Here is an 18078-nt window from a genome sequence, read left to right on the forward strand (position 1 = left end):
TTTTTCAAATTAACACCTTCTTTTAACAAGCTGATACCACTTACTTGGTTTATCCACATCCATTATCTTGTTTGATAATGTAAAACTCTGCAGAGCTTCTTTGTCGTGGAACGTGTCGGCAAAAGTTTGACTTGTTACTTGGCCAATCATCTCAAATTCTCACACAGCACTCGCTATTACTGTAGTTCTTGGCGGTTCTGGTTATTTAGGTACATATATCTTATGTTATTGAAGATGATTTAAAAAACGTAAAATGCCAAAGAAAGGTCATCCCTTCTTTGGCACTTAATAAAAAATTAAAAATGTCGTTCGATGAGATTTTTTAATGCCGTAAATTTGTGCCGGCTTAAGTTAATCTTGTGATTGCAGTGATGTAATTTCACATTATATGATTTCATATAATTGTCCGATTCTATGTATTCGATTTGGTCAATCGACACCAAATAGGATTGATGCGTTCGATAAAAATTACACTGATTAAGAATGTCTTCTAACTTATTTAAGCCTTCCGAGCATTCCACAGTCTCTGCATCTTTTAGGTGGATAAATGTTTTTCTCCCCTTTTTCTCTATATAGAGAATGTTGGCGGTATCGATTAAAGAGATTTTCCCATTCGCTTTTACGCCAATTCTTCTTATCTTTTTATGCGTATAACTAAGGCGATCAAGTGTCTGCTTTAGTCTTACGATATTAATTGGCTTAGTTAAAAAATCTTCTGGGTAATATTTGTAACCCTGCAAAGCGAAGTCTTGATGGGCACTCATGAAAATAATCTTGATTTGGGGATGATTCTCTTTCAGATAATGGGCAATGTCAAATCCATTGGACACAGGCATATTAATATCTAATAATATTACGTCAATGGTCAGCCCCTGATCGATAGAATTAAACAATTCACTCACATCAGTTGTACTTAATATCAAATTCACATTTGGGAATTTAGTTACAAACCCCTTAATCTCGTTAAGGATCGGTTCCTGATCATCAATAACAGCAAGACGTATAAATCCCATCATGACTCCTAGTTTTCTTCATCTGGTAGCTCTGGTTCGTAGGAAAACCAGAAACAACTACTCATCGAGGTGATGGAATTAAAAAATAACGATATCATTCCAATAGCAAAAGTTAGAAATTTCAACATAATCAATGTAACCCCTTTAAGGTAATTTTATATATAAAAGCATCTAAAATTAAGACGCTTTTCCCCCAAAAATCCGTTAAGGATAGTCCTTGGAAAATTAGAGCAGACCACACACAATACATTATGGTTTGAGGTAGAAAAACGCTCAATCCCGTGCATAGGATAAATGTGGTCACAGCCTTCATTTTCTGTTTTAAAATACTTTTTTGTGTGAAAAGGTGCTTTTTTTTATGTAATATTGGTGCTTTTTGAGCAGTAATCAAAAAACTTATCAGTAATAATAAGATAAATAGAATCTTATAGGATGAAAGAACGTCTGTATATTGTACGCAAATTAATGTCAGAAAAATAATTTGCAACGTGCTAAGAATAAGACATGAATAATACCCTTTGAAATGGGCACCTCCTGAAAACATTCGAAGGAGAGCCCCTGAAAGCAAGCCCATCATGGTTTCAGGTAAGATTCCTAAAGGCCAAACAAGTAAACTGACCAAAACGATTTGATTCATCCCCGATATCATCCATTCAAGTCCATAGCGAATTTTATCTTTACTTTTTACGAGTTGTGGATTCTCAGAGACAACTAGATTTGAGATGTTCGTTGCCAAAAGGTTCGGTAAGAAATGCTTAAACATATTGCCCTCCATGCGGTATTTTTACAATGAACGTAATCATGTCTTCTATTACTTCTGGGTATATATGTCCTCCGTACTGTATGACAAGACTTTCAACAATGGCCAATCCCTGTCCAGTGTTGCATGCATTTTTTTTAGTCGTAAAGCCTTGATCGAAGATGCTACCAATATTTTCTAAAGTTCCACCCTCTATAAAGTTGCTTACTTCTAAAATATAATGGACATCGTTTCTTTGGATTTTCATGTTGATATATCTCTTTTCCTCTTCTAATTGATCGACAGCTTCAATTGCATTAAGGATTAAATTTCCGAATATCTTATTTGTTTCATAAATCTTACAAGGAAAGGAAGATAAATCATCTGCAATGTAGTAGTACATGTTGATGCCTTTTTTGGCACCTTTCTCTTTGTAGGAAAGTAATAACCCCCCAACAGCTTCTGAAGCTATCGGTAATATATCGCTTACATAGGATATTTCTTCTAGCACTGAGTTAACATAGTCTACTGAGTCATGGTATTTTCCACTGTTCAGCATTTGTTTCAGCGCTAATATGTGATGAATAAAGTCGTGTCGCTGCGAACGCATTGTAGTGATATGTTTAGAAATGTCTTCTTCATATTGACCATCTAAGGAAACAGCCAGATCCTCAATTTTTTTCACCATATGATACCGAATTATATACAATAATGAAATTGTAATTAAAACTAATACTATAGCTGATGTTATGCTTAAAAACTTTAACTGTTTGAATTCAAAAACGAAAATGTAAAACAAAAAAAGAAGGCCAAATAAGAATACTAAAACAGATAAAATAGTATCGTTTTTATTTTGTTTTTTCTTGACTGGTATCGGAATATAATAATTTGCTTTTCTCAAGATTACATAAAATATTACCATTATCACAAGGTGCGGAATGGCCCTTACTAAAGGTAAAGCACTCAAAGAATGTATATATGGGAATTCCTTAAAGAGCGTGAATCCGATAACCTCTGAGACTAACAATAAAAGACATCCTAGCAACACAGCTATAATTGATGCAAAACTATTCAGGTTCGTGACAAAAGTCAACAGAAACCCAATCGCTAAAATCGTTACTAGAAGGTAAGTTATCGAAGGCAATGTTTCTTTTACCATTAACAGAATAATGCTTCCATAAAAACTTACGATGCATATCGGGATCATTTTATCTTTTAAAGAAATTCCAATTAGTCGATACCCCACTAGGATAATGACTAACGTTTCCAAAAACCCACCGAAAATCGACAATAACACGACAAACTTCCTCCTTAGCTTTACAAAAATACCATAAAAGGAGTAATTTTACATCTATTTTTAGGATAATTTATGCAAATATTGCAAATTAGGGCAAAATATTTGTTAATTGGGATAAATTAAACGTAGTTATGACCCATCTGGACCTTTATTACCAAATCAACTAATAACTCTGATAATATTTGTTTTATAAATAATGGAGGAGTGTTATCGTGAAGAATGAAAAAGTGGGGTTTAATAGTGTAGAAAGTCGTATTATTCAGCTAATTGCCAATGAAGTGCCCAATAAACAAATTGCGGTAGAATTAAACTATTCGCAGAGGATGGTAGAGTACTATATTAGTAATATTTCCAAGAAACTTGAAGTACATACACGAGTCGGCATTGTTGTGAAAGCTTTTCAAAGTAAAATTCTCCATTGAAAGTACTACTCCTTCTATGACGTTTCTTTTCTAATAGCCTGTAGAGAAAAATTGTCATTTCTCTCTACAAGCTTCTACTTTTCAACTTAGAACATTTTACATGAAAATATATATCCTGCTTAAAAAAAGGCTGAACTGGTGGCCAGTTCTTTCTTGGATCCTAAGTAGTGCAACATTTGCTGGTGTCCTAATTCGGGAAGAGGAGCGTAATCTTTGTCCCCTTATTTTCTTCAGTTTCGACTTCGATCATTCCATTATGGTATTCTACGAGTTGTTTTGTTATAGCAAGTCCTAACCCTGTTCCATCAGTATCTTCTTTTACAGATGTGCCACGATAATACCGATTAAATAAATTTTGCTTCGTATATTCGTCCATGCCTATTCCATTGTCCTGAACATGGATGCTGAAACAACCTTTCCCTTGTTTTACGATCACCCCAATTGAAGTTCCTTCAAGATTGTATTTTGCTGCATTACTTAGCAGATTCACAATAATTCTCTTGAAATACTTCTTATCAATTTTATAGAAAATGGGATTATCTTCAACGTCGACGGTATAAAAGTGATGTTTCTCAACATTCGTTTTAAAAAACTGATTTACAACTTCCTTAATAAAGTCATTAATATCAACTTCTTCTCTATACATCGGAAGCGCATTATTTTTTATGCGGTAGGTCAAGTTGATGTCCTCTATGAGATCTGACATATAAGAAGCGTTCTGTTCTATCGATAAGTAAAAGTCACGAACTTCATCCTCTGTCCAATTATAATCAGAAGAATTCAACATCACTGCATATCCGTAGATGGTACTTAGAGGAGTTTTCAGATCATGTGAAAGTCCCGAAATCCATTCTTCTCTCGTTTGCTGTATTTTTTTCTGCTGCAATTCACTTTCTTTTAGCATAATTGTCAGCTTTTTCAACGAATTTATGACCTCTTTAAACGGTTTAAAAGAAGATTTAAGATTTCCGTTTGTTTTCAGACTGTACGCCAAATCCTTACGTTTTCCCAGTGGTTCCTCATAGACACCTTTGGCTAACAATTGAAGCCAATGAATGATATGGATAATCGGCTTTCCAAACTTCTGGGCATACCACCAAGAAATCATAAATAGAATAAGCAGCATCACAATGAGGGTAATAACTAGGCCTCTTAGTACGGTTTGATTAATATTAATTGAACTAAACATGTGTTCTTCGTAGTTTTTATTAGGGGCTATTACGACATAAGATGTGTCTGACTCCTTATTATAGTAAGTGGCGATATTCTCTGTTTTTTCCCAGTAGCTATCTTGAAAATCAACTATCTGAAACAAGGAAGGTTCTGCTAGATTTTCATTCGTTACATGCTTTCTCAATAACTCACTCTGATCATCATAAATGTAAAGGTTAGCCTTTTCCTTGGATAACACTTTTTTGATTTGTTCGGTCACCAACTGTTTTGCGTCTGATTTCCCCATCTGTTCTCTAACCACTCTGATGATTTCATCCAAAGATCGCTTCGAACCAAATAGGGCAATGAATGATTGGTTTTCTATATCAAGGGACCAAAACGTCCTTTTATTCGTTTGATTTGATGTCATTTCAATTATTTGTTGTTTTGAATACGCCGATGGAAGGCCCTGAGGAGTATTCAGGGAAAACTGAACTTCACCTTTTTTATCAATGATCTGTAGCCATCCATCCTGTTTAAGAATGCTTTCCTTGATATTCTCATTTACGCTTACTTTTCCGTCATTTAGCTTTATGGATTGCTGCAGGAAATCACCTGGCGTTTTAGAAAAATCCTCCTTTGCATCTTGTTCAATGATGGAAAATGCTAGAATGAGAAGGCCAATTACTGAAAAGAAAATCAAAAAACTTAAAGCCATGACAATTTGAACAATAAATTTAATTATCAGATGCTGTGTAACACTCATTTGACCGATTTGCTCACAAATTTATACCCAATGCCGCGAACTGTAAGTAATAGCTTTGGATTACTTGGATCTTGTTCGATTTTTTCCCTTAGCTTTCGCATATGTACAATAACGGTATTTTCATCTCCGTAAGAGCCTGCCCCCCACACCCTATCATAAAGTTGTTGTTTTGAAAAAATCTGATTAGGAGACTTGGCGAAGAAAGTCAGAAGCTGGTAAAGCTGTGCTGACAAGTTTATTTCTTTCCCATTTACTTTAACAACAGCCTCATTATAGTTAATGAATAAGACGCCATTATCAAATCTATCATTAACTTGTGAAAAACTAAGATTCTTTTTATTTCTTTTCAATTGAGCTTTAATTCGGGCTACCAGTTCCAATGGGTTAAATGGCTTCGTTATATAATCATCAGCCCCATATGCAAATCCTGATACTTTATCAAAATCTGAACCTCTAGCAGTGAGAAAAAAAATCGGAACATCCGATCTTCTTCTTATGATGGAACAAATATCAAACCCTTCCATATCCGGAAGCATGACATCTAACAAAATTAAATCATATTCATTTTGTTCAATTAAGTCGAGTGCATCTCTCCCAACATATGAAGCATCGACGTTTGTAAAGCCTTCTTTTTTCAATAACACTTTGACCATCTTAACCAACGTCATTTCATCATCCACGATTAATATTCTTGATGCATGCATATTTATCACCCCTGATTAAAAATATATCACGAATAACATGTTGTAATTATCCAAAATTAACAATTTTAAGGTTCTGTTAATGTACCTTTATGTAAATGTTAATCTTGCGCTCTTATAATAAGTGGTGAAAGGAGCTGTCACGATGACAACGATATGTTTACGAGAATTCAAGAGTCTTTTCAAGAGTATTCGCTCAATTATTATTATTATTTTTATGCTTGGGGTTACATTAGGGTCAGCGAAGTTACTTAGTAAATGGAGCTCTGAGTTACAGGATGTAGGTCTTGATAATGCTTATATGGGCGGTCTTTATATTCTCCTGTTGCTCGCAGGTCCTATTTTTGTTACGAGCTTATCTCATGATGTGATAAATCGGGAGACCCATTCTCGAACCATGCGTTTTTTAGTAACAAAATTGTCGAGGGACAAAATTGTTATCGGAAAATTTTTAGGGGTTTCACTCTTCTGGTTTGTATGTATTTTACTTTCTTTAATCATGTTGATTCCTTTTGCAAAAACATTCTACTTTGCCGAATTGATTGAATCAGTTATTTTTATTACGTACTTTGTTGCCCTGTTCCTATTTATCTCAACCTTAATTAATAAACCTGGATTAAGTATATTTTTAGGTATCATTCTATCGATTACACTTCCAGTTTTGGGGATTTGGGGTATGGTTTCAAAAGAAATAATCTTCCTGAGGATATTTAGTTACTTGACCCCTTACTTTTATGTTGGGCAAGAACAGTCCTTTTATGTTTATTTCATCCCAATCTTGTCACTGGTCTTTCTTTTATCAAGCATAATAATTCTTAGAAAGAGGGATTTCTAATGTATGCTTTTGAAACAAATCAAATAACCAAAAAGTATGGAGATCATACCGTTGTCAATCAAGTTGATTTAAATGTTACCCAGGGTCATATATTCGGCTTCTTAGGGAAAAATGGAGCTGGAAAGTCAACCTTTATTAATATGGTAACGGGCATAACCACACCTACCTCCGGCGATTTTAAAATTCTCGGCTCAAGTGAGATTACGGAAGATAAAATCAAGCGAAGAATAGGCGTCCTTCCTGATTACTCCACTTTCTATGACGATCTAACCGGTATTGAACATTTAAAGTTCTTAGGAAATGTATTAGGTGTGAGACGTTCAAAAGCTGATTTAATTGCGTTATTAGAACGTGTTGAACTTGGAGATGCAATTAAAACGAAAACCAAGAAGTATTCGTTCGGGATGAAGAAAAAATTAGGTGTCGCCCAGGCGCTCATTAATGATCCGGATTTAATCTTTCTCGATGAACCAACTTCTGGTGTAGATGCAAACGCGGTTCTAAATATCCATTCCTTGATTAAAAATGTAGCTGCAGAGGGGAAAACGATATTTTTAACATCTCATAACTTAAATGAGGTTGAAAAGCTTTGTGATGAAATTGCAATAATGGATAAAGGCATTATTCAAGCTCAGGGAAGCATGGAACAATTAAGACATAAGTATCAATCCCAATTAACAGTTAAGGTGAAACATGGAAAGATTCCTATTGAGCACAAAGCTGGGTTACAACAAATTTTCGAGAAAATTGGAAAAGACATTCAGTGGGGAACAGAAAATACATCGTTAGTAGTAGCTGAAGAATCAAGCATTCCTGTCATTAATCGAGCCTTTTCTAATACAAAAGTGGATATCTATCGGCTTGAGGTCAATGAACCATCTCTGGAAGAAATATTTCGTAACCTTGGTTCTAGCCAGAAAGGAGCATGATATGAAGCCCACTGGAATTGTACGGAGACTAGATCCATTAGGAAGATTTTGCATACCTAGTGAAATAAGAAAGATGCTGGATTTGGAGATAAGTAACCCACTTGAATTGTTTATAGATGACGAACATATCATCCTAAAAAAACATGAACCGCAAAATGAATGTATATTAACAGGAGAGGTATCAAGTCAAAATCTTATCCTGGGAGATGGTTCAATCATTCTGACTCCTAAAGCTGCTGAATTGCTTTTTGAAGAATTGCAACATTTAATGAAATCCTAAAATTTCGGAAACCATGTAGGCTAAATCCCCTAAAGGCAGATATCACAATGAAATAAAAGAGAACAAAAACTTATATAAATGCAGAAGAAAACCAGTATCGATAATTATACTGGTTCTTTTGATTTCTATTTATTTGTCGCTCCCATTTTAAAATGAAAAGCGTGGAAGGCTCTTTCAGCCAGCCATATTTCCTTAACCTGCGGCTTAAACTCTTTCCGCCACCAAGGTATAGGTTTTCGGAAGTCCAATATCGTGGATTTTATGATTTGGTTCTTCCTCGAGTACTTTAATGACAAGTCCTGATTGACCTATCGACGTTATAAGTTCCCCGATTGTCCATTTACGCTGCACAACTCTTGAAAGGCTCCCTTTTTCCTCATCTGGCATATGCTTCGAAAAAGCGACCTCATTGTTTTCGATTGCCGGGGCGAAATAGCTGCCTGAAATCTTATGTTTTTTTACCATTGGAAGTAATGAGCTTTGTTGAAATGGGGTGAAATTCATGCAGTACGAATCGGCCTCCAGGTTTCAACATCATTTTAATTTTTTCAAATAACGGCTGCAGATCTATTAAATAGTGAAGCACACCGAGCTCCATTAAAACCAAATCCTGATTCCCTGATTCATGCTCTGATGATAATGAAAGGACATCTGAAACGATATACTCGATGGTAACATTGGCCCCATTGGCCAGCTCATTTGCAAACGTTGCATTTTCCTGGGAAAAATCAACAACCTTCACTTCAGCTCCCAATATGGCCAGGGCAACTGCTTTAACACCGTTCGACCCCATCAAATGAGTTATCTTTTTACTTGTTACATCCCCCATATATTTATAAAAAGGATGCAGTCTCCATTTTGGATTTTGCTTGATTTTTGATGCCAATTCCACGGGATCTCCATAACGATTGACAAGCGCTAAATAATTATTTTGGTTCCACGCCTGTTCATTTTCCGCTGTGAATCCCTGCTGCTCGGCAGATAAATAAGCATGAATCTCGGCACTGTACCTGCTCATTTCTTCATCGTATAAATAACTGTACAACGACCTGCACCAAATCTCCATATCCCCCAGCTTTATAGATAACCGGTAAGGATCTGTTTTAATGGTCGTGTTAAACCGACAGCGGACAGTTACTGAAGCCCCCTCGACATCCATTAGAAAGGAGGCAGTCTCAGGACTTCTTTCAGGCTTTGTTGGGGAGTATTTGGAAAAAAGATCTAAAGCCTCAGTAAAGACATCCCATTGTACATCAATTTCGATGTTCTTATACTCATCAATTTCAACTCCTTGCACGAAAAGAGCAGATCGACCTGTATAGTGGTAAGGTATATTAGCTTGATCCAGCATGTTCCCCATTAATGTGATTGAATGATAATAACTTGCCTTCATATGAACCTCCTAAACGTCAAAAAAGCATTACAATTATTCTTATTCTTCCATAGCAAATTTCAAACCGGTACTCGTAATGACAATCAGCTCTTCATCATGGCGGTCAATGCCATAAACGAGTAATGTAACAAGCATATATATGGCTCTGAACCTGGCTAAGCTTTCTGTTTCCTTTTCGATTTCACCATAGATTTCAAAAAAATCACGGCGCACCTCTTTTGGAAAGTAACTGTATAAAAAAGAAAAATCAATGGCTCGGTTTCCGATATGCACATCTCCCCAATCAATGATACCTGCGAGAACGCCTTCATCATCAAGTAAGACATTCCGGATATGAATGTCTCCGTGAACGAGTGAAATCGGATGCTGAACATCCAATTCGCCTAGCCCTTCAACAAATTCCTTAACCGCATTGGCCTGTTCCAAGTATCCCAGCCTTAATAGACTTGAGACATTTTCCATTAGCGATTTCTTGCGAAAGGAAACATCAAGCCTCATCATCCCATCAGGCTGTACACCTAAACGCCTAGCCTTTTCCACAGGGAAACTGTGAAGAACTTTCAAAAAACGGGCAAATCTTTTTGCCGATTCGACCTTATTTTCAACCGATCCTTCTACAGGCAAGTGTCCCTTTACCATTTTATAACCGGTAAAAGGATAAGGATATAGAGTACTTGGTTTCCCAAAAAAGATCGGTTCAGGGATATCAAGCGGAAAAGTGCCTGCAATTGAAGGCAAAAGCTGATTTTCCACCTGAATCAACGTAACTGCAATAGGGCGGCGGGGGAAACGGAATACAAATTGCCCATTGATCTGTATGACCGTGTTATCGAAACCCTCCCCAAGTTGCTTGATCTCTTTCAACTCAATTTCCGGAAACTGCAGCATGACCAATTTCCCTGCTAGCTCCAACGAAACTGGATATTCTGCCAACCAAGGCTTTTCCACTCCCGACTCCCCCTTTTACCGGTTTCTCCCTCTATTGGGGCTGCTGCCAGATCCACCCCTGCGATTACTTGGACCTTGTGTACTAGTAGATCTACGGCTATCTCTTTGATCTCCTCGTGGATTGTCACGTTTTGGTCCACGGCTATCTTCCGAGCGGGCCCCCCGCGGATTCTCTCGCCTTGGTCCGCGGCCGATTTCCGAACGGCCTCCCCGTGAATCCTCACGTATAGGTCCACGACCGTTTTCCGAACGGCTTCCCCGTGAATCCTCACGTATAGGTCCACGACCGTTTTCCGAACGGCTTCCCCGTGAATCCTCACGTTTGGGTCCGCGGCTGTTTTCCATCCGGCCTCCCCGTGGTTTCTCCCTCTCGACTTCACGATTGTCCGCTTGATTTACAGAACGGTGACTGCCTCGATTCGGTCCTCTCGTATCTATCCGTTCCCGATGTTTCCTTCCTCCTCCCGAACGCGGTCGGCGGGTACTCTCATCAGAAGAGTCTTCATAACGCTTCCTGTTTTGCCTCACCTCATCAGGTTGGAACATTTTCACTCCTTCAATCGTCCTTCTCTCGATTTTCATGGAGATCCCTTTTTCAATATCGCTTAAAAGCTGAAGATCCTTCGTTGCTATGAAGGTTACAGCCAAGCCATTCTCACCCGCCCGGCCTGTACGGCCAATTCGGTGGATGTAACTTTCTGCATCCTCGGGAACATCATAATTAAACACATGGGTCACGCCTTCTACATCGAGCCCCCGGGCAGCAACGTCCGTTGCCACTAAATATTGAAGCTTTGCGTCTCTGAAGTTTTTCATGACACGCTCCCGCTTTGCCTGTGAAAGGTCACCGTGAAGTTCTTCAGAATTGAATCCAGCTGCCTTCAGGGCATCATTCAAAATCGAAACGCGACGTTTTGTACGGCAAAATATGATCGCAAGGTATGGCTGTTCTTCTTTGATCATGTTAATTAGTGAAGACTGTTTGGCACGATCGGTCGTCTCAATGACAAGCTGCCTGATTTTCTCGACCGTTACTTGCTCAGCCTTCACAGCGGCAGTTAATGGTTTAGTCATGTATCGTTTAGCCAATTGATGCACCTGTTCAGGCATCGTCGCTGAAAAGAGCAACGTTTGGCGCTCCTCTGGAAGCTGTCCCATGATCTCTTCCACTTCTGGTAAAAATCCAATATGAAGCATTTGATCAGCTTCATCAAGCACGAGTGTTTGAGTTTGTGATAGATCGATGGTGCCTCTTCGTAAATGATCTAATAACCTGCCTGGCGTGGCGACCACCACGGAGATGTTTCTTGTCAGCTTTTTCATTTGCTGCTCGACATCCTGTCCGCCATAAACTGCAAGCACTTGAAGTCCTTCGATTTCATTAGCGAATTTTTTCAATTCAGCAGTGATTTGCAAAGCCAATTCCCTGGTTGGCGTGACGATCAGTGATTGTATGTGGGATGCGGAGGGATCGACTTTTTCGAGGATTGGCAACAAAAACGCCAAAGTCTTCCCCGTCCCCGTCTGCGCCTTCGCGATGACATCTCTTCCAGCAAGGATATCTGGAATCGATTTCTCCTGTATGGGGGTTGGGTGGGATATTCCTATTTGCTTTAATATCATGTTAATCGCCGGGCTGACGCCAAGGTCGATGAATTCTGTCATGTATGGGCCTACTTTCTGAATTTCTTCATTTAATTGACTGGTAAATCCACTTTAATGGTAACAGCTTCCTTCACTTTAAGTCATTTTCCTTAGTCTAAGCTATTTGTTAGTATATCATTATCTATTTTCGAGAAAACCTGTACCTTAAAATTTTTCATCCTATTGTACTTTAGTTATTTTTCTAATATAATTTATTAGATTTATTATCCATATATCGAGCTACTTACTTGAAAAAGGGTAAGCATCTCCTCCTTGTAGATTTTTACAAGGATTTTTTGTATATAAAAAAGGAGTGACCGCATGTTTAAATTAAAAGAACGGAATTCAAATATTAAGACGGAAGTACTTGCGGGGCTTACAACCTTTTTAACACTGGCTTATATCATCGTTGTAAACCCAATGATCCTTTCTGATGCCGGTGTTCCTTTCGACCAGGCATTCACAGCAACCATAATCGCAATAATAGTCGGTACCCTATGCATGGCCCTATTAGCCAATTACCCGATTGTCATAGCCCCGGCTATGGGATTGAATGCCTATTTTGCATACTCGGTACTGGGAACCCATGATATCTCATACACAGTTGCCTTTTCTGCAGTCTTTGTTACGGGTATCATCTTTATCCTTTTATCCCTTACCTCTTTCCGCTCAAAATTGATCGAGGCCATCCCCAATAACTTAAAGCATGCAATCAGTGCCGGAATCGGACTTTTCATCACCTTTATCGGACTTCGTTTGTCAGGTGTCGTAACACAGCATGAATCCAACCTGGTTACCCTTGGAAGCTTCAGGGATCCCAGTGTGGCACTTACATTGGTTGGTCTGGTCATAACGATTGTGCTGATCGTTCGTAATGTACAGGGCGCCATTTTCATCGGAATGATCGTGACCGCCATTATCGCTTTCTTTACAGGCCAATTGGAAATTAACGGCTTGGTTTCCACCCCCTCCTTACCTGAAGGAATAATAGTCGCCAATCCAATCACATCTTTCGCCGATGTCATTAACTACGGGCTTTATGGCGTCGTCTTCTCCATTTTGCTTGTAATGCTATTCGATACGACCGGTGCTTTATTAGGAATTGTCCGCCAAGCTGGATTGCTGAAGGAGAATAAGCTTGAAAAATCCGGCAGTGCCTTCTTTGCAGATTCCGTCGGCACTACTGTTGGCGCCATGTTCGGTACAAGCCCGACCGCTGCCTCGGTTGAATCATCAGCTGGTGTAGGAGCGGGCGGCAAGACAGGTTTAACCGCTTTGGTAGTGGCCATCCTTTTCTTGATAACAGCCTTCTTCAGTCCATTGATAGGAGCTGTCTCAAATGTAGCGGCAATCACGGCACCTAGCTTGATCATCGTGGGAAGTATGATGATTAAAAGCATTAATGAAATTGACTGGACACACTTTGATGAATCATTCCCAGCCTTTTTGGTCATTGTCGCCATGCCGTTAACATCAAGCATCGCCAACGGGATAGCACTCGGATTCATCGCCTATCCCATTTTAAAAATGGCAAGAGGCAAATTCCGTGAAGTGCATCCGTTCGTGTATATGTTTGCTGTTCTATTCCTTTACCAACTGATTTTCCTGGCTTGATCATTTCATGAAGGGCACCATGGAATAATAAAAAGGAGTGTTCAATTCATGTTAATTGAACACTCCTTTATTTTGTTTACGTGCAATTACTTTATAACGTTTTCTTTCTGCTTACCTTTAATCACACTTGGTACTCCAACTGCCGTGCAATTATCGGGAACGGATGTCAAAACAACTGCATTTGCCCCCACTTTCGAATTCGTGCCAATTCGAATGCCACCGTGTATTTTAGCGCCATTTCCTATAATCGCATGATCACAAACGATAGGTGCTTTTTTACTTTCTTTATTTTGTCCGAGCGATACTTGATGCATAATCGTAACATGATCCCCTATTTTGCAATATGGGTTGATCAGAACGCCTTTAGCTCCATGAGGCAGACGTAAATCCTTTCCAATTTGACATTGCCCAGGAAACTCGCAATTCAGGAAAAGTCTTATGATTAACAAATCTACCATGCGGTACATAATCCATAATACTTGTTTTAAGATTGGAATGTTCACTTTATAGTAAATTATATTGCCTATCCGGTAAACAAACATGACGATTATTCCATGAATGCCGCCCAGTCTCCCCCAGGTATTAATAAATGCCAACTTATTGAACCATTTAAATAAACCCATGATATGCCTCCTAAGAACATTATATTAATTTATCGAACAGTGATCGCAGCTTCTCCTCTTCATTCTCCCAATTATATTCTTGTCTATATGCAGCTTTTCCTCGTTCCCCCATGTTCGCTGCCATTTCAGGGGATTCCAGTAAATAAACCGCTTTTTGAACCATTTCATCCATGTTTGCTACATCAGCCGACATTCCACAGCGCCATTTATACAGTACATCTTGAATAAGAAAATCAGAAACCATAAATGGAATGCCAGCGGCCATATATTCAAAACATTTTGTTGTTTTACCACCCATGAAATTAGGATCAGGAACTAAAAACGCCATGCCTGCATGTGCTTTCTGGATGGATTGGAATGCTTTATCAAAGGCCATTACACCCTCTAGACTGATATAATCTTCTAAGCCGTTGTCAAGGATGAATGTTTTCAATTTTTCGATGTATACTTCTCTGCCCGTTCCAATGATCTTCATGTGAAATACTTTCTTTAATTCTACTAATCTTTTTGCAAGAAGCAGCATGGTTTCCCCGCCACGTATATCAGATATGCTTCCTAGGTAGATAAATGTAAACACATCTTCTTTTACTTTATTTTCTTTCATTACAGGAATTTTCGGGTAATTGTAAACATCCGTTGTTGGACAAGTTAAGAATTGATAGTCATCTTTATACGTCATTTCTGCAAACACGACCCCGCTGCATGCCCTTAGCAATTGTTTCTCCAAATAACGATACATACTCAATGCAATTTCGGGGATTTTTTTTCTCATAAGGACCTTTGGTACATTTTCATGCATGTCATAAACAATGACTGGATGATAACGGGGAATCCTTCTTATTATGTTCATTAAAATCAGCAGCTCCGGATCATGAAACTGAATCACATCAGGTTTATCTTTCTTAATCTTCAGGTAAAGAGCAATCCAATTTAACATACGCCCTTTCCTGGATTTCTTAGTCAACAGTTCAACTTCTATATTGGCAGGGATATTATCAGGGATTAGGTTATTTTCAATCGCTATATGCTTCACCTTGTACATTCCTGTTTCTCCAAAAGAAAAGGCTTGCCGAAAATAAATCCTGGTATCATTCCATGGGTGCACCGAACTAATATTATAAAATAACTTCATCTCTTATCTCCCTTTTGTAAATCTGACCCTAACAATAAATACATGATAACGAAAGTAAAAACCATCCCGCCTGTCACAAACGTTGTTGTAAGCGCAGTATCCGCTAAACACCATGCAGGTACCACAAACAGGATTATGCCAACACCTTGCCACTTTTCATTTTGCGTCAGGCTATCATAAAGCCATAATATCGCTGCTAAGATCACTGTATAAACCAAGAATCCAATATAACCGAAATTAGCAAAAGCATCGGCGAACATATTGGCATTGGCTGCCATTTCAGGTCGCCCAAAGTACTCTGTACCGATAATGAAGGGCGGAGTCTGGTCATAAACAGGGTCTATGAATTTTTCAAAAATACTATACGATAGCAAGGCTTTTGGATTATTTGAAAAGAAGTCTACATAATAGGTTGTCAGCAAACCCGGTGTGATGATCATCCTTCTGGCAAACAAATTAGATAAATATGTCTGATCAAGGATAAAATCCAGAAAAATGCTGATGCCTAAAAGCGAGCAAAGACTTACACAAAAAAGAATGGAGAAATTCCTTCCCTTCTTCCGAAAAGCAATGAATACAATGATTAATAATCCAGTCGATAAAAGGGTGGATTTCAAGCCATTGACGGTGTACAAAAGGTATTGCAGCCCTAGTCCGATAACCACATAGATATTTTTTTTTTTGCATAAGCCAATGGTCACGATTAAAGGATTACATACTTTTGCAAGCCACTGTATAATATAGCCTGCAAGAGGGGTTAGTTTTGTTCGAAAAGTCATTCGCTTATCATAGATATCCTCAGAATTTATAGGAGGCTTTAGACTAATTCCGCCCGAAACCTTGAAGATGTAAAGAAAAAAAATCAATAATGTTATAACAAAAATGATTTTTAGTAGACCGAGATTAACATTAGGATGTATAAACTTCATGGCTGGCAATCTATTAACATTTCCAATGATAAGTAAACAAAAAAACAAAAGAACATTCGTATATATGAAATCAGGCTTTATCGTATCAAATAAATAATTTGGAACCCATACTACCGGTATATAGACAATAAAATACAAAATCCAGAAAACGAGTTCCGACGGCTTATCTAAATCCTTTTTTATGAATATGGCTGGCAATATAATGAAAAACATGGAAACACCTATCATGACTGCACTTGGATGTTGTTGATATATATATCCCATATAAGCATATTCAGGGGAAATAAAGTAAACGTAGGATATATCCAGTAACCAGACGTATATTCCTACCAGGCCCAGTTGAATCAGCTTCATTTTTTTAGGTTATCCTCTCGATCTATGGAATGTATCGCTCTATATCCAAGGAGAGCAAAAAAGTAGTAGCTCGCCCCCATACAAATGCTATAGTATAAAATGGCTGTTTCAGCTGAACCCCCTGAAATGAAAATGACCAGTACTCCAATAGATGACAGTAACAGCCTTGAAACATCCCATAGAAGCTGAGTCCGTTGTTTTTTTATTAAATACAATATTTGGGAAACCGGTATGACAATCACTTGACTTATAAACATAAATGACATCAACGTCACGTATTCACCGGAAACACGCCACTCTTCACCAAAAACAAAGCTGAAGAGCCCTGGGGCGATCCAAGCAAGCAGTATCAGTGACGGTATACCTGCCATCGCTAACTTAGCAAGGATGCTTCTATATAATTTCAAAACTCTTCGAGGATCATTTGTAATGCTTTTTAACGCTTCGGTGTAGAATACTGGTGAAATACTCGCTCCCACCATCGTAATAGGCAGACCTACCGTTTTTGAAGCCATGGAAAAATAACCTGTCACTTCAGGTCCGTATAGGCGCATTAATAACAAAAATATGATTTGCATGGATAAAGAACTTAATAGTGTTGACCACGTGGAGTATTTAGCGAAATCCTCATACTTTTTGAACAGATACCGGATTCTTCTAAAGTTCACTTTCGGCCAATGCATCTGCTTTAAGAAAAATCGCCAAATATATACAAGGGTAATTCCTCTTCCAATCATATCTCCCGTAGCTAAACCTATTCCTGGAGTAAGATGATTAATGGACGTAAGCGAGAACTGGCTTATTACATTGCTAATCGATTGAAGTATTTTAGAATGAGTTATACCTTTAAACTTATCCTCTTTCACCAACCAGTAAAGCAACACTTGGTATATCCCTGCAAAAAATAGACCACTTGAAAGCAAAAGGTCATTTTTTATAGTCGTCTTAATCCCGTATATTTGAAATAACGATAGATTCAAAAGGCTTAAAATAATATTCAGCATACAAACAACGGCAATCGTAAACAAACTGATGTACATTAAGTGAACCGTATTCTTATGGTTTTTTTCTAAAGGAATCGCCTTTTCTAAACAAAGAGATGAAAATGACATGAGAATGGCCAAAAGGGAAGTATAGGTTGCAAACACACCAAAATCTTCTGGTGTATATATTCTTGTCAGTATGGGAGAACTTGCGAATAGAATAAGCTGTGCAATTGAATTCCCTGTTAATAATAAAAGTATTTTATTCATAAAATCATTTTTCATTTTCATATTCTCATACCACGCCACATCTCTATTTTATAT

Annotated in this window: 18 protein-coding genes; 5 read left to right on the plus strand and 13 right to left on the minus strand. The window is 38.1% G+C overall.

The window, feature by feature from the left end:
• Nucleotides 1-296: 296 nt before the first annotated feature.
• The 3 genes from ABIE66_RS27260 to ABIE66_RS27270 all read right to left on the minus strand — a co-directional run bounded on the left by ABIE66_RS27260 (nucleotide 297) and on the right by ABIE66_RS27270 (nucleotide 3049).
• Nucleotides 297-1013: a LytR/AlgR family response regulator transcription factor gene (locus tag ABIE66_RS27260; protein ID WP_289327117.1), complete on the minus strand. Its 717-nt coding sequence runs from the start codon at nucleotides 1011-1013 to the stop codon at nucleotides 297-299.
• Between the two features lie 130 nt (nucleotides 1014-1143).
• Nucleotides 1144-1788, minus strand: a complete 645-nt coding sequence (locus ABIE66_RS27265; protein ID WP_370016897.1) for an accessory gene regulator B family protein — start codon at nucleotides 1786-1788, stop codon at nucleotides 1144-1146.
• Nucleotides 1769-3049 carry a sensor histidine kinase gene (locus ABIE66_RS27270; protein ID WP_289327119.1) on the minus strand — a complete coding sequence of 427 codons (1281 nt, stop codon included), beginning with the start codon at nucleotides 3047-3049 and terminating at the stop codon, nucleotides 1769-1771. The genes ABIE66_RS27265 and ABIE66_RS27270 overlap by 20 nt, the downstream gene beginning before the upstream one ends.
• A 212-nt stretch (nucleotides 3050-3261) precedes the next feature.
• Between ABIE66_RS27270 and ABIE66_RS27275 the strand changes: the two genes are divergently transcribed.
• Nucleotides 3262-3471: a response regulator transcription factor gene (locus ABIE66_RS27275; RefSeq protein WP_289314231.1), complete on the plus strand. Its 210-nt coding sequence runs from the start codon at nucleotides 3262-3264 to the stop codon at nucleotides 3469-3471.
• 187 nt (nucleotides 3472-3658) lie between these two features.
• Here ABIE66_RS27275 and ABIE66_RS27280 read toward each other — a convergent pair whose 3' ends face one another.
• A complete protein-coding gene (locus ABIE66_RS27280) occupies nucleotides 3659-5389 on the minus strand; it encodes a sensor histidine kinase (RefSeq protein WP_289327120.1) in 1731 nt (576 codons plus the stop codon).
• On the minus strand, nucleotides 5386-6093 hold the full coding sequence (locus ABIE66_RS27285; RefSeq protein WP_289327121.1) for a response regulator transcription factor: 708 nt from the start codon (nucleotides 6091-6093) through the stop codon (nucleotides 5386-5388). Before ABIE66_RS27285 ends, ABIE66_RS27280 begins: the two co-directional genes overlap by 4 nt.
• Nucleotides 6094-6235: 142 nt before the next feature.
• On the opposite strand from ABIE66_RS27285, the gene ABIE66_RS27290 reads away from it, so the two are divergent.
• Genes ABIE66_RS27290 through ABIE66_RS27300 form a run of 3 tightly spaced genes read left to right on the plus strand, consistent with a single transcriptional unit; the run spans nucleotide 6236 to nucleotide 8134 of the window.
• The gene (locus tag ABIE66_RS27290; RefSeq protein ID WP_289314228.1) at nucleotides 6236-6925 is read left to right on the plus strand and encodes an ABC transporter permease; all 690 of its coding nucleotides are present in this window, start codon (nucleotides 6236-6238) and stop codon (nucleotides 6923-6925) included.
• Complete coding sequence (locus tag ABIE66_RS27295; RefSeq protein ID WP_370016898.1) at nucleotides 6925-7854, plus strand: ABC transporter ATP-binding protein; 930 nt, start codon at nucleotides 6925-6927, stop codon at nucleotides 7852-7854. Before ABIE66_RS27290 ends, ABIE66_RS27295 begins: the two co-directional genes overlap by 1 nt.
• A gap of 1 nt (nucleotide 7855) precedes the next feature.
• Complete coding sequence (locus ABIE66_RS27300) at nucleotides 7856-8134, plus strand: AbrB/MazE/SpoVT family DNA-binding domain-containing protein (protein WP_289314226.1); 279 nt, start codon at nucleotides 7856-7858, stop codon at nucleotides 8132-8134.
• Nucleotides 8135-8338: 204 nt separating this feature from the next.
• Here ABIE66_RS27300 and ABIE66_RS27305 read toward each other — a convergent pair whose 3' ends face one another.
• The 4 genes from ABIE66_RS27305 to ABIE66_RS27320 are packed head-to-tail and all read right to left on the minus strand — an operon-like array spanning nucleotide 8339 to nucleotide 12140.
• A complete protein-coding gene (locus ABIE66_RS27305; protein ID WP_370016899.1) occupies nucleotides 8339-8599 on the minus strand; it encodes a hypothetical protein in 261 nt (86 codons plus the stop codon).
• Nucleotides 8583-9527: a class I SAM-dependent methyltransferase gene (locus ABIE66_RS27310; protein ID WP_370016900.1), complete on the minus strand. Its 945-nt coding sequence runs from the start codon at nucleotides 9525-9527 to the stop codon at nucleotides 8583-8585. Before ABIE66_RS27310 ends, ABIE66_RS27305 begins: the two co-directional genes overlap by 17 nt.
• Before the next feature lie 39 nt (nucleotides 9528-9566).
• On the minus strand, nucleotides 9567-10475 hold the full coding sequence (locus ABIE66_RS27315; RefSeq protein ID WP_370016901.1) for a phosphotransferase: 909 nt from the start codon (nucleotides 10473-10475) through the stop codon (nucleotides 9567-9569).
• A 15-nt stretch (nucleotides 10476-10490) separates the two neighbouring features.
• Nucleotides 10491-12140 carry a DEAD/DEAH box helicase gene (locus tag ABIE66_RS27320; RefSeq protein ID WP_370016902.1) on the minus strand — a complete coding sequence of 550 codons (1650 nt, stop codon included), beginning with the start codon at nucleotides 12138-12140 and terminating at the stop codon, nucleotides 10491-10493.
• A gap of 300 nt (nucleotides 12141-12440) precedes the next feature.
• On the opposite strand from ABIE66_RS27320, the gene ABIE66_RS27325 reads away from it, so the two are divergent.
• Nucleotides 12441-13733: an NCS2 family permease gene (locus tag ABIE66_RS27325; RefSeq protein WP_289327127.1), complete on the plus strand. Its 1293-nt coding sequence runs from the start codon at nucleotides 12441-12443 to the stop codon at nucleotides 13731-13733.
• Nucleotides 13734-13819: 86 nt separating this feature from the next.
• On the opposite strand, the gene ABIE66_RS27330 is transcribed toward ABIE66_RS27325, so the two are convergent.
• The 4 genes from ABIE66_RS27330 to ABIE66_RS27345 are packed head-to-tail and all read right to left on the minus strand — an operon-like array spanning nucleotide 13820 to nucleotide 18039.
• Nucleotides 13820-14356 (minus strand): serine O-acetyltransferase, encoded by a 537-nt coding sequence (locus ABIE66_RS27330; RefSeq protein WP_289327128.1) that lies wholly within the window; start codon nucleotides 14354-14356, stop codon nucleotides 13820-13822.
• Nucleotides 14357-14375: 19 nt separating this feature from the next.
• A complete protein-coding gene (locus ABIE66_RS27335; RefSeq protein ID WP_370016903.1) occupies nucleotides 14376-15488 on the minus strand; it encodes a glycosyltransferase in 1113 nt (370 codons plus the stop codon).
• Nucleotides 15485-16771: an O-antigen polymerase gene (locus tag ABIE66_RS27340; protein ID WP_370016904.1), complete on the minus strand. Its 1287-nt coding sequence runs from the start codon at nucleotides 16769-16771 to the stop codon at nucleotides 15485-15487. The genes ABIE66_RS27335 and ABIE66_RS27340 overlap by 4 nt, the downstream gene beginning before the upstream one ends.
• Nucleotides 16768-18039: an oligosaccharide flippase family protein gene (locus ABIE66_RS27345; RefSeq protein WP_370016905.1), complete on the minus strand. Its 1272-nt coding sequence runs from the start codon at nucleotides 18037-18039 to the stop codon at nucleotides 16768-16770. Before ABIE66_RS27345 ends, ABIE66_RS27340 begins: the two co-directional genes overlap by 4 nt.
• Between the last annotated feature and the right edge of the window lie 39 nt (nucleotides 18040-18078).

It is taken from the genome of Peribacillus sp. B2I2 (assembly GCF_041261685.1).
Classification (GTDB): Bacteria; Bacillota; Bacilli; order Bacillales; family DSM-1321; genus Peribacillus.

Excerpts from the sequence above, each read along its gene's own strand:
- ABIE66_RS27325 (WP_289327127.1), top strand. The coding sequence starts at position 12,441 with ATGTTTAAATTAAAAGAACGGAATTCAAATATTAAGACGGAAGTACTT.
- ABIE66_RS27295 (WP_370016898.1), top strand. The coding sequence starts at position 6,925 with ATGTATGCTTTTGAAACAAATCAAATAACCAAAAAGTATGGAGATCAT.
- ABIE66_RS27285 (WP_289327121.1), bottom strand. The coding sequence starts at position 6,093 with ATGCATGCATCAAGAATATTAATCGTGGATGATGAAATGACGTTGGTT.
- ABIE66_RS27305 (WP_370016899.1), bottom strand. The coding sequence starts at position 8,599 with ATGGTAAAAAAACATAAGATTTCAGGCAGCTATTTCGCCCCGGCAATC.
- ABIE66_RS27340 (WP_370016904.1), bottom strand. The coding sequence starts at position 16,771 with ATGAAGCTGATTCAACTGGGCCTGGTAGGAATATACGTCTGGTTACTG.
- ABIE66_RS27330 (WP_289327128.1), bottom strand. The coding sequence starts at position 14,356 with ATGGGTTTATTTAAATGGTTCAATAAGTTGGCATTTATTAATACCTGG.
- ABIE66_RS27290 (WP_289314228.1), top strand. The coding sequence starts at position 6,236 with ATGACAACGATATGTTTACGAGAATTCAAGAGTCTTTTCAAGAGTATT.
- ABIE66_RS27300 (WP_289314226.1), top strand. The coding sequence starts at position 7,856 with ATGAAGCCCACTGGAATTGTACGGAGACTAGATCCATTAGGAAGATTT.
- ABIE66_RS27335 (WP_370016903.1), bottom strand. The coding sequence starts at position 15,488 with ATGAAGTTATTTTATAATATTAGTTCGGTGCACCCATGGAATGATACC.
- ABIE66_RS27260 (WP_289327117.1), bottom strand. The coding sequence starts at position 1,013 with ATGGGATTTATACGTCTTGCTGTTATTGATGATCAGGAACCGATCCTT.
- ABIE66_RS27320 (WP_370016902.1), bottom strand. The coding sequence starts at position 12,140 with ATGACAGAATTCATCGACCTTGGCGTCAGCCCGGCGATTAACATGATA.
- ABIE66_RS27280 (WP_289327120.1), bottom strand. The coding sequence starts at position 5,389 with ATGAGTGTTACACAGCATCTGATAATTAAATTTATTGTTCAAATTGTC.
- ABIE66_RS27265 (WP_370016897.1), bottom strand. The coding sequence starts at position 1,788 with ATGGAGGGCAATATGTTTAAGCATTTCTTACCGAACCTTTTGGCAACG.
- ABIE66_RS27345 (WP_370016905.1), bottom strand. The coding sequence starts at position 18,039 with ATGAAAAATGATTTTATGAATAAAATACTTTTATTATTAACAGGGAAT.
- ABIE66_RS27310 (WP_370016900.1), bottom strand. The coding sequence starts at position 9,527 with ATGAAGGCAAGTTATTATCATTCAATCACATTAATGGGGAACATGCTG.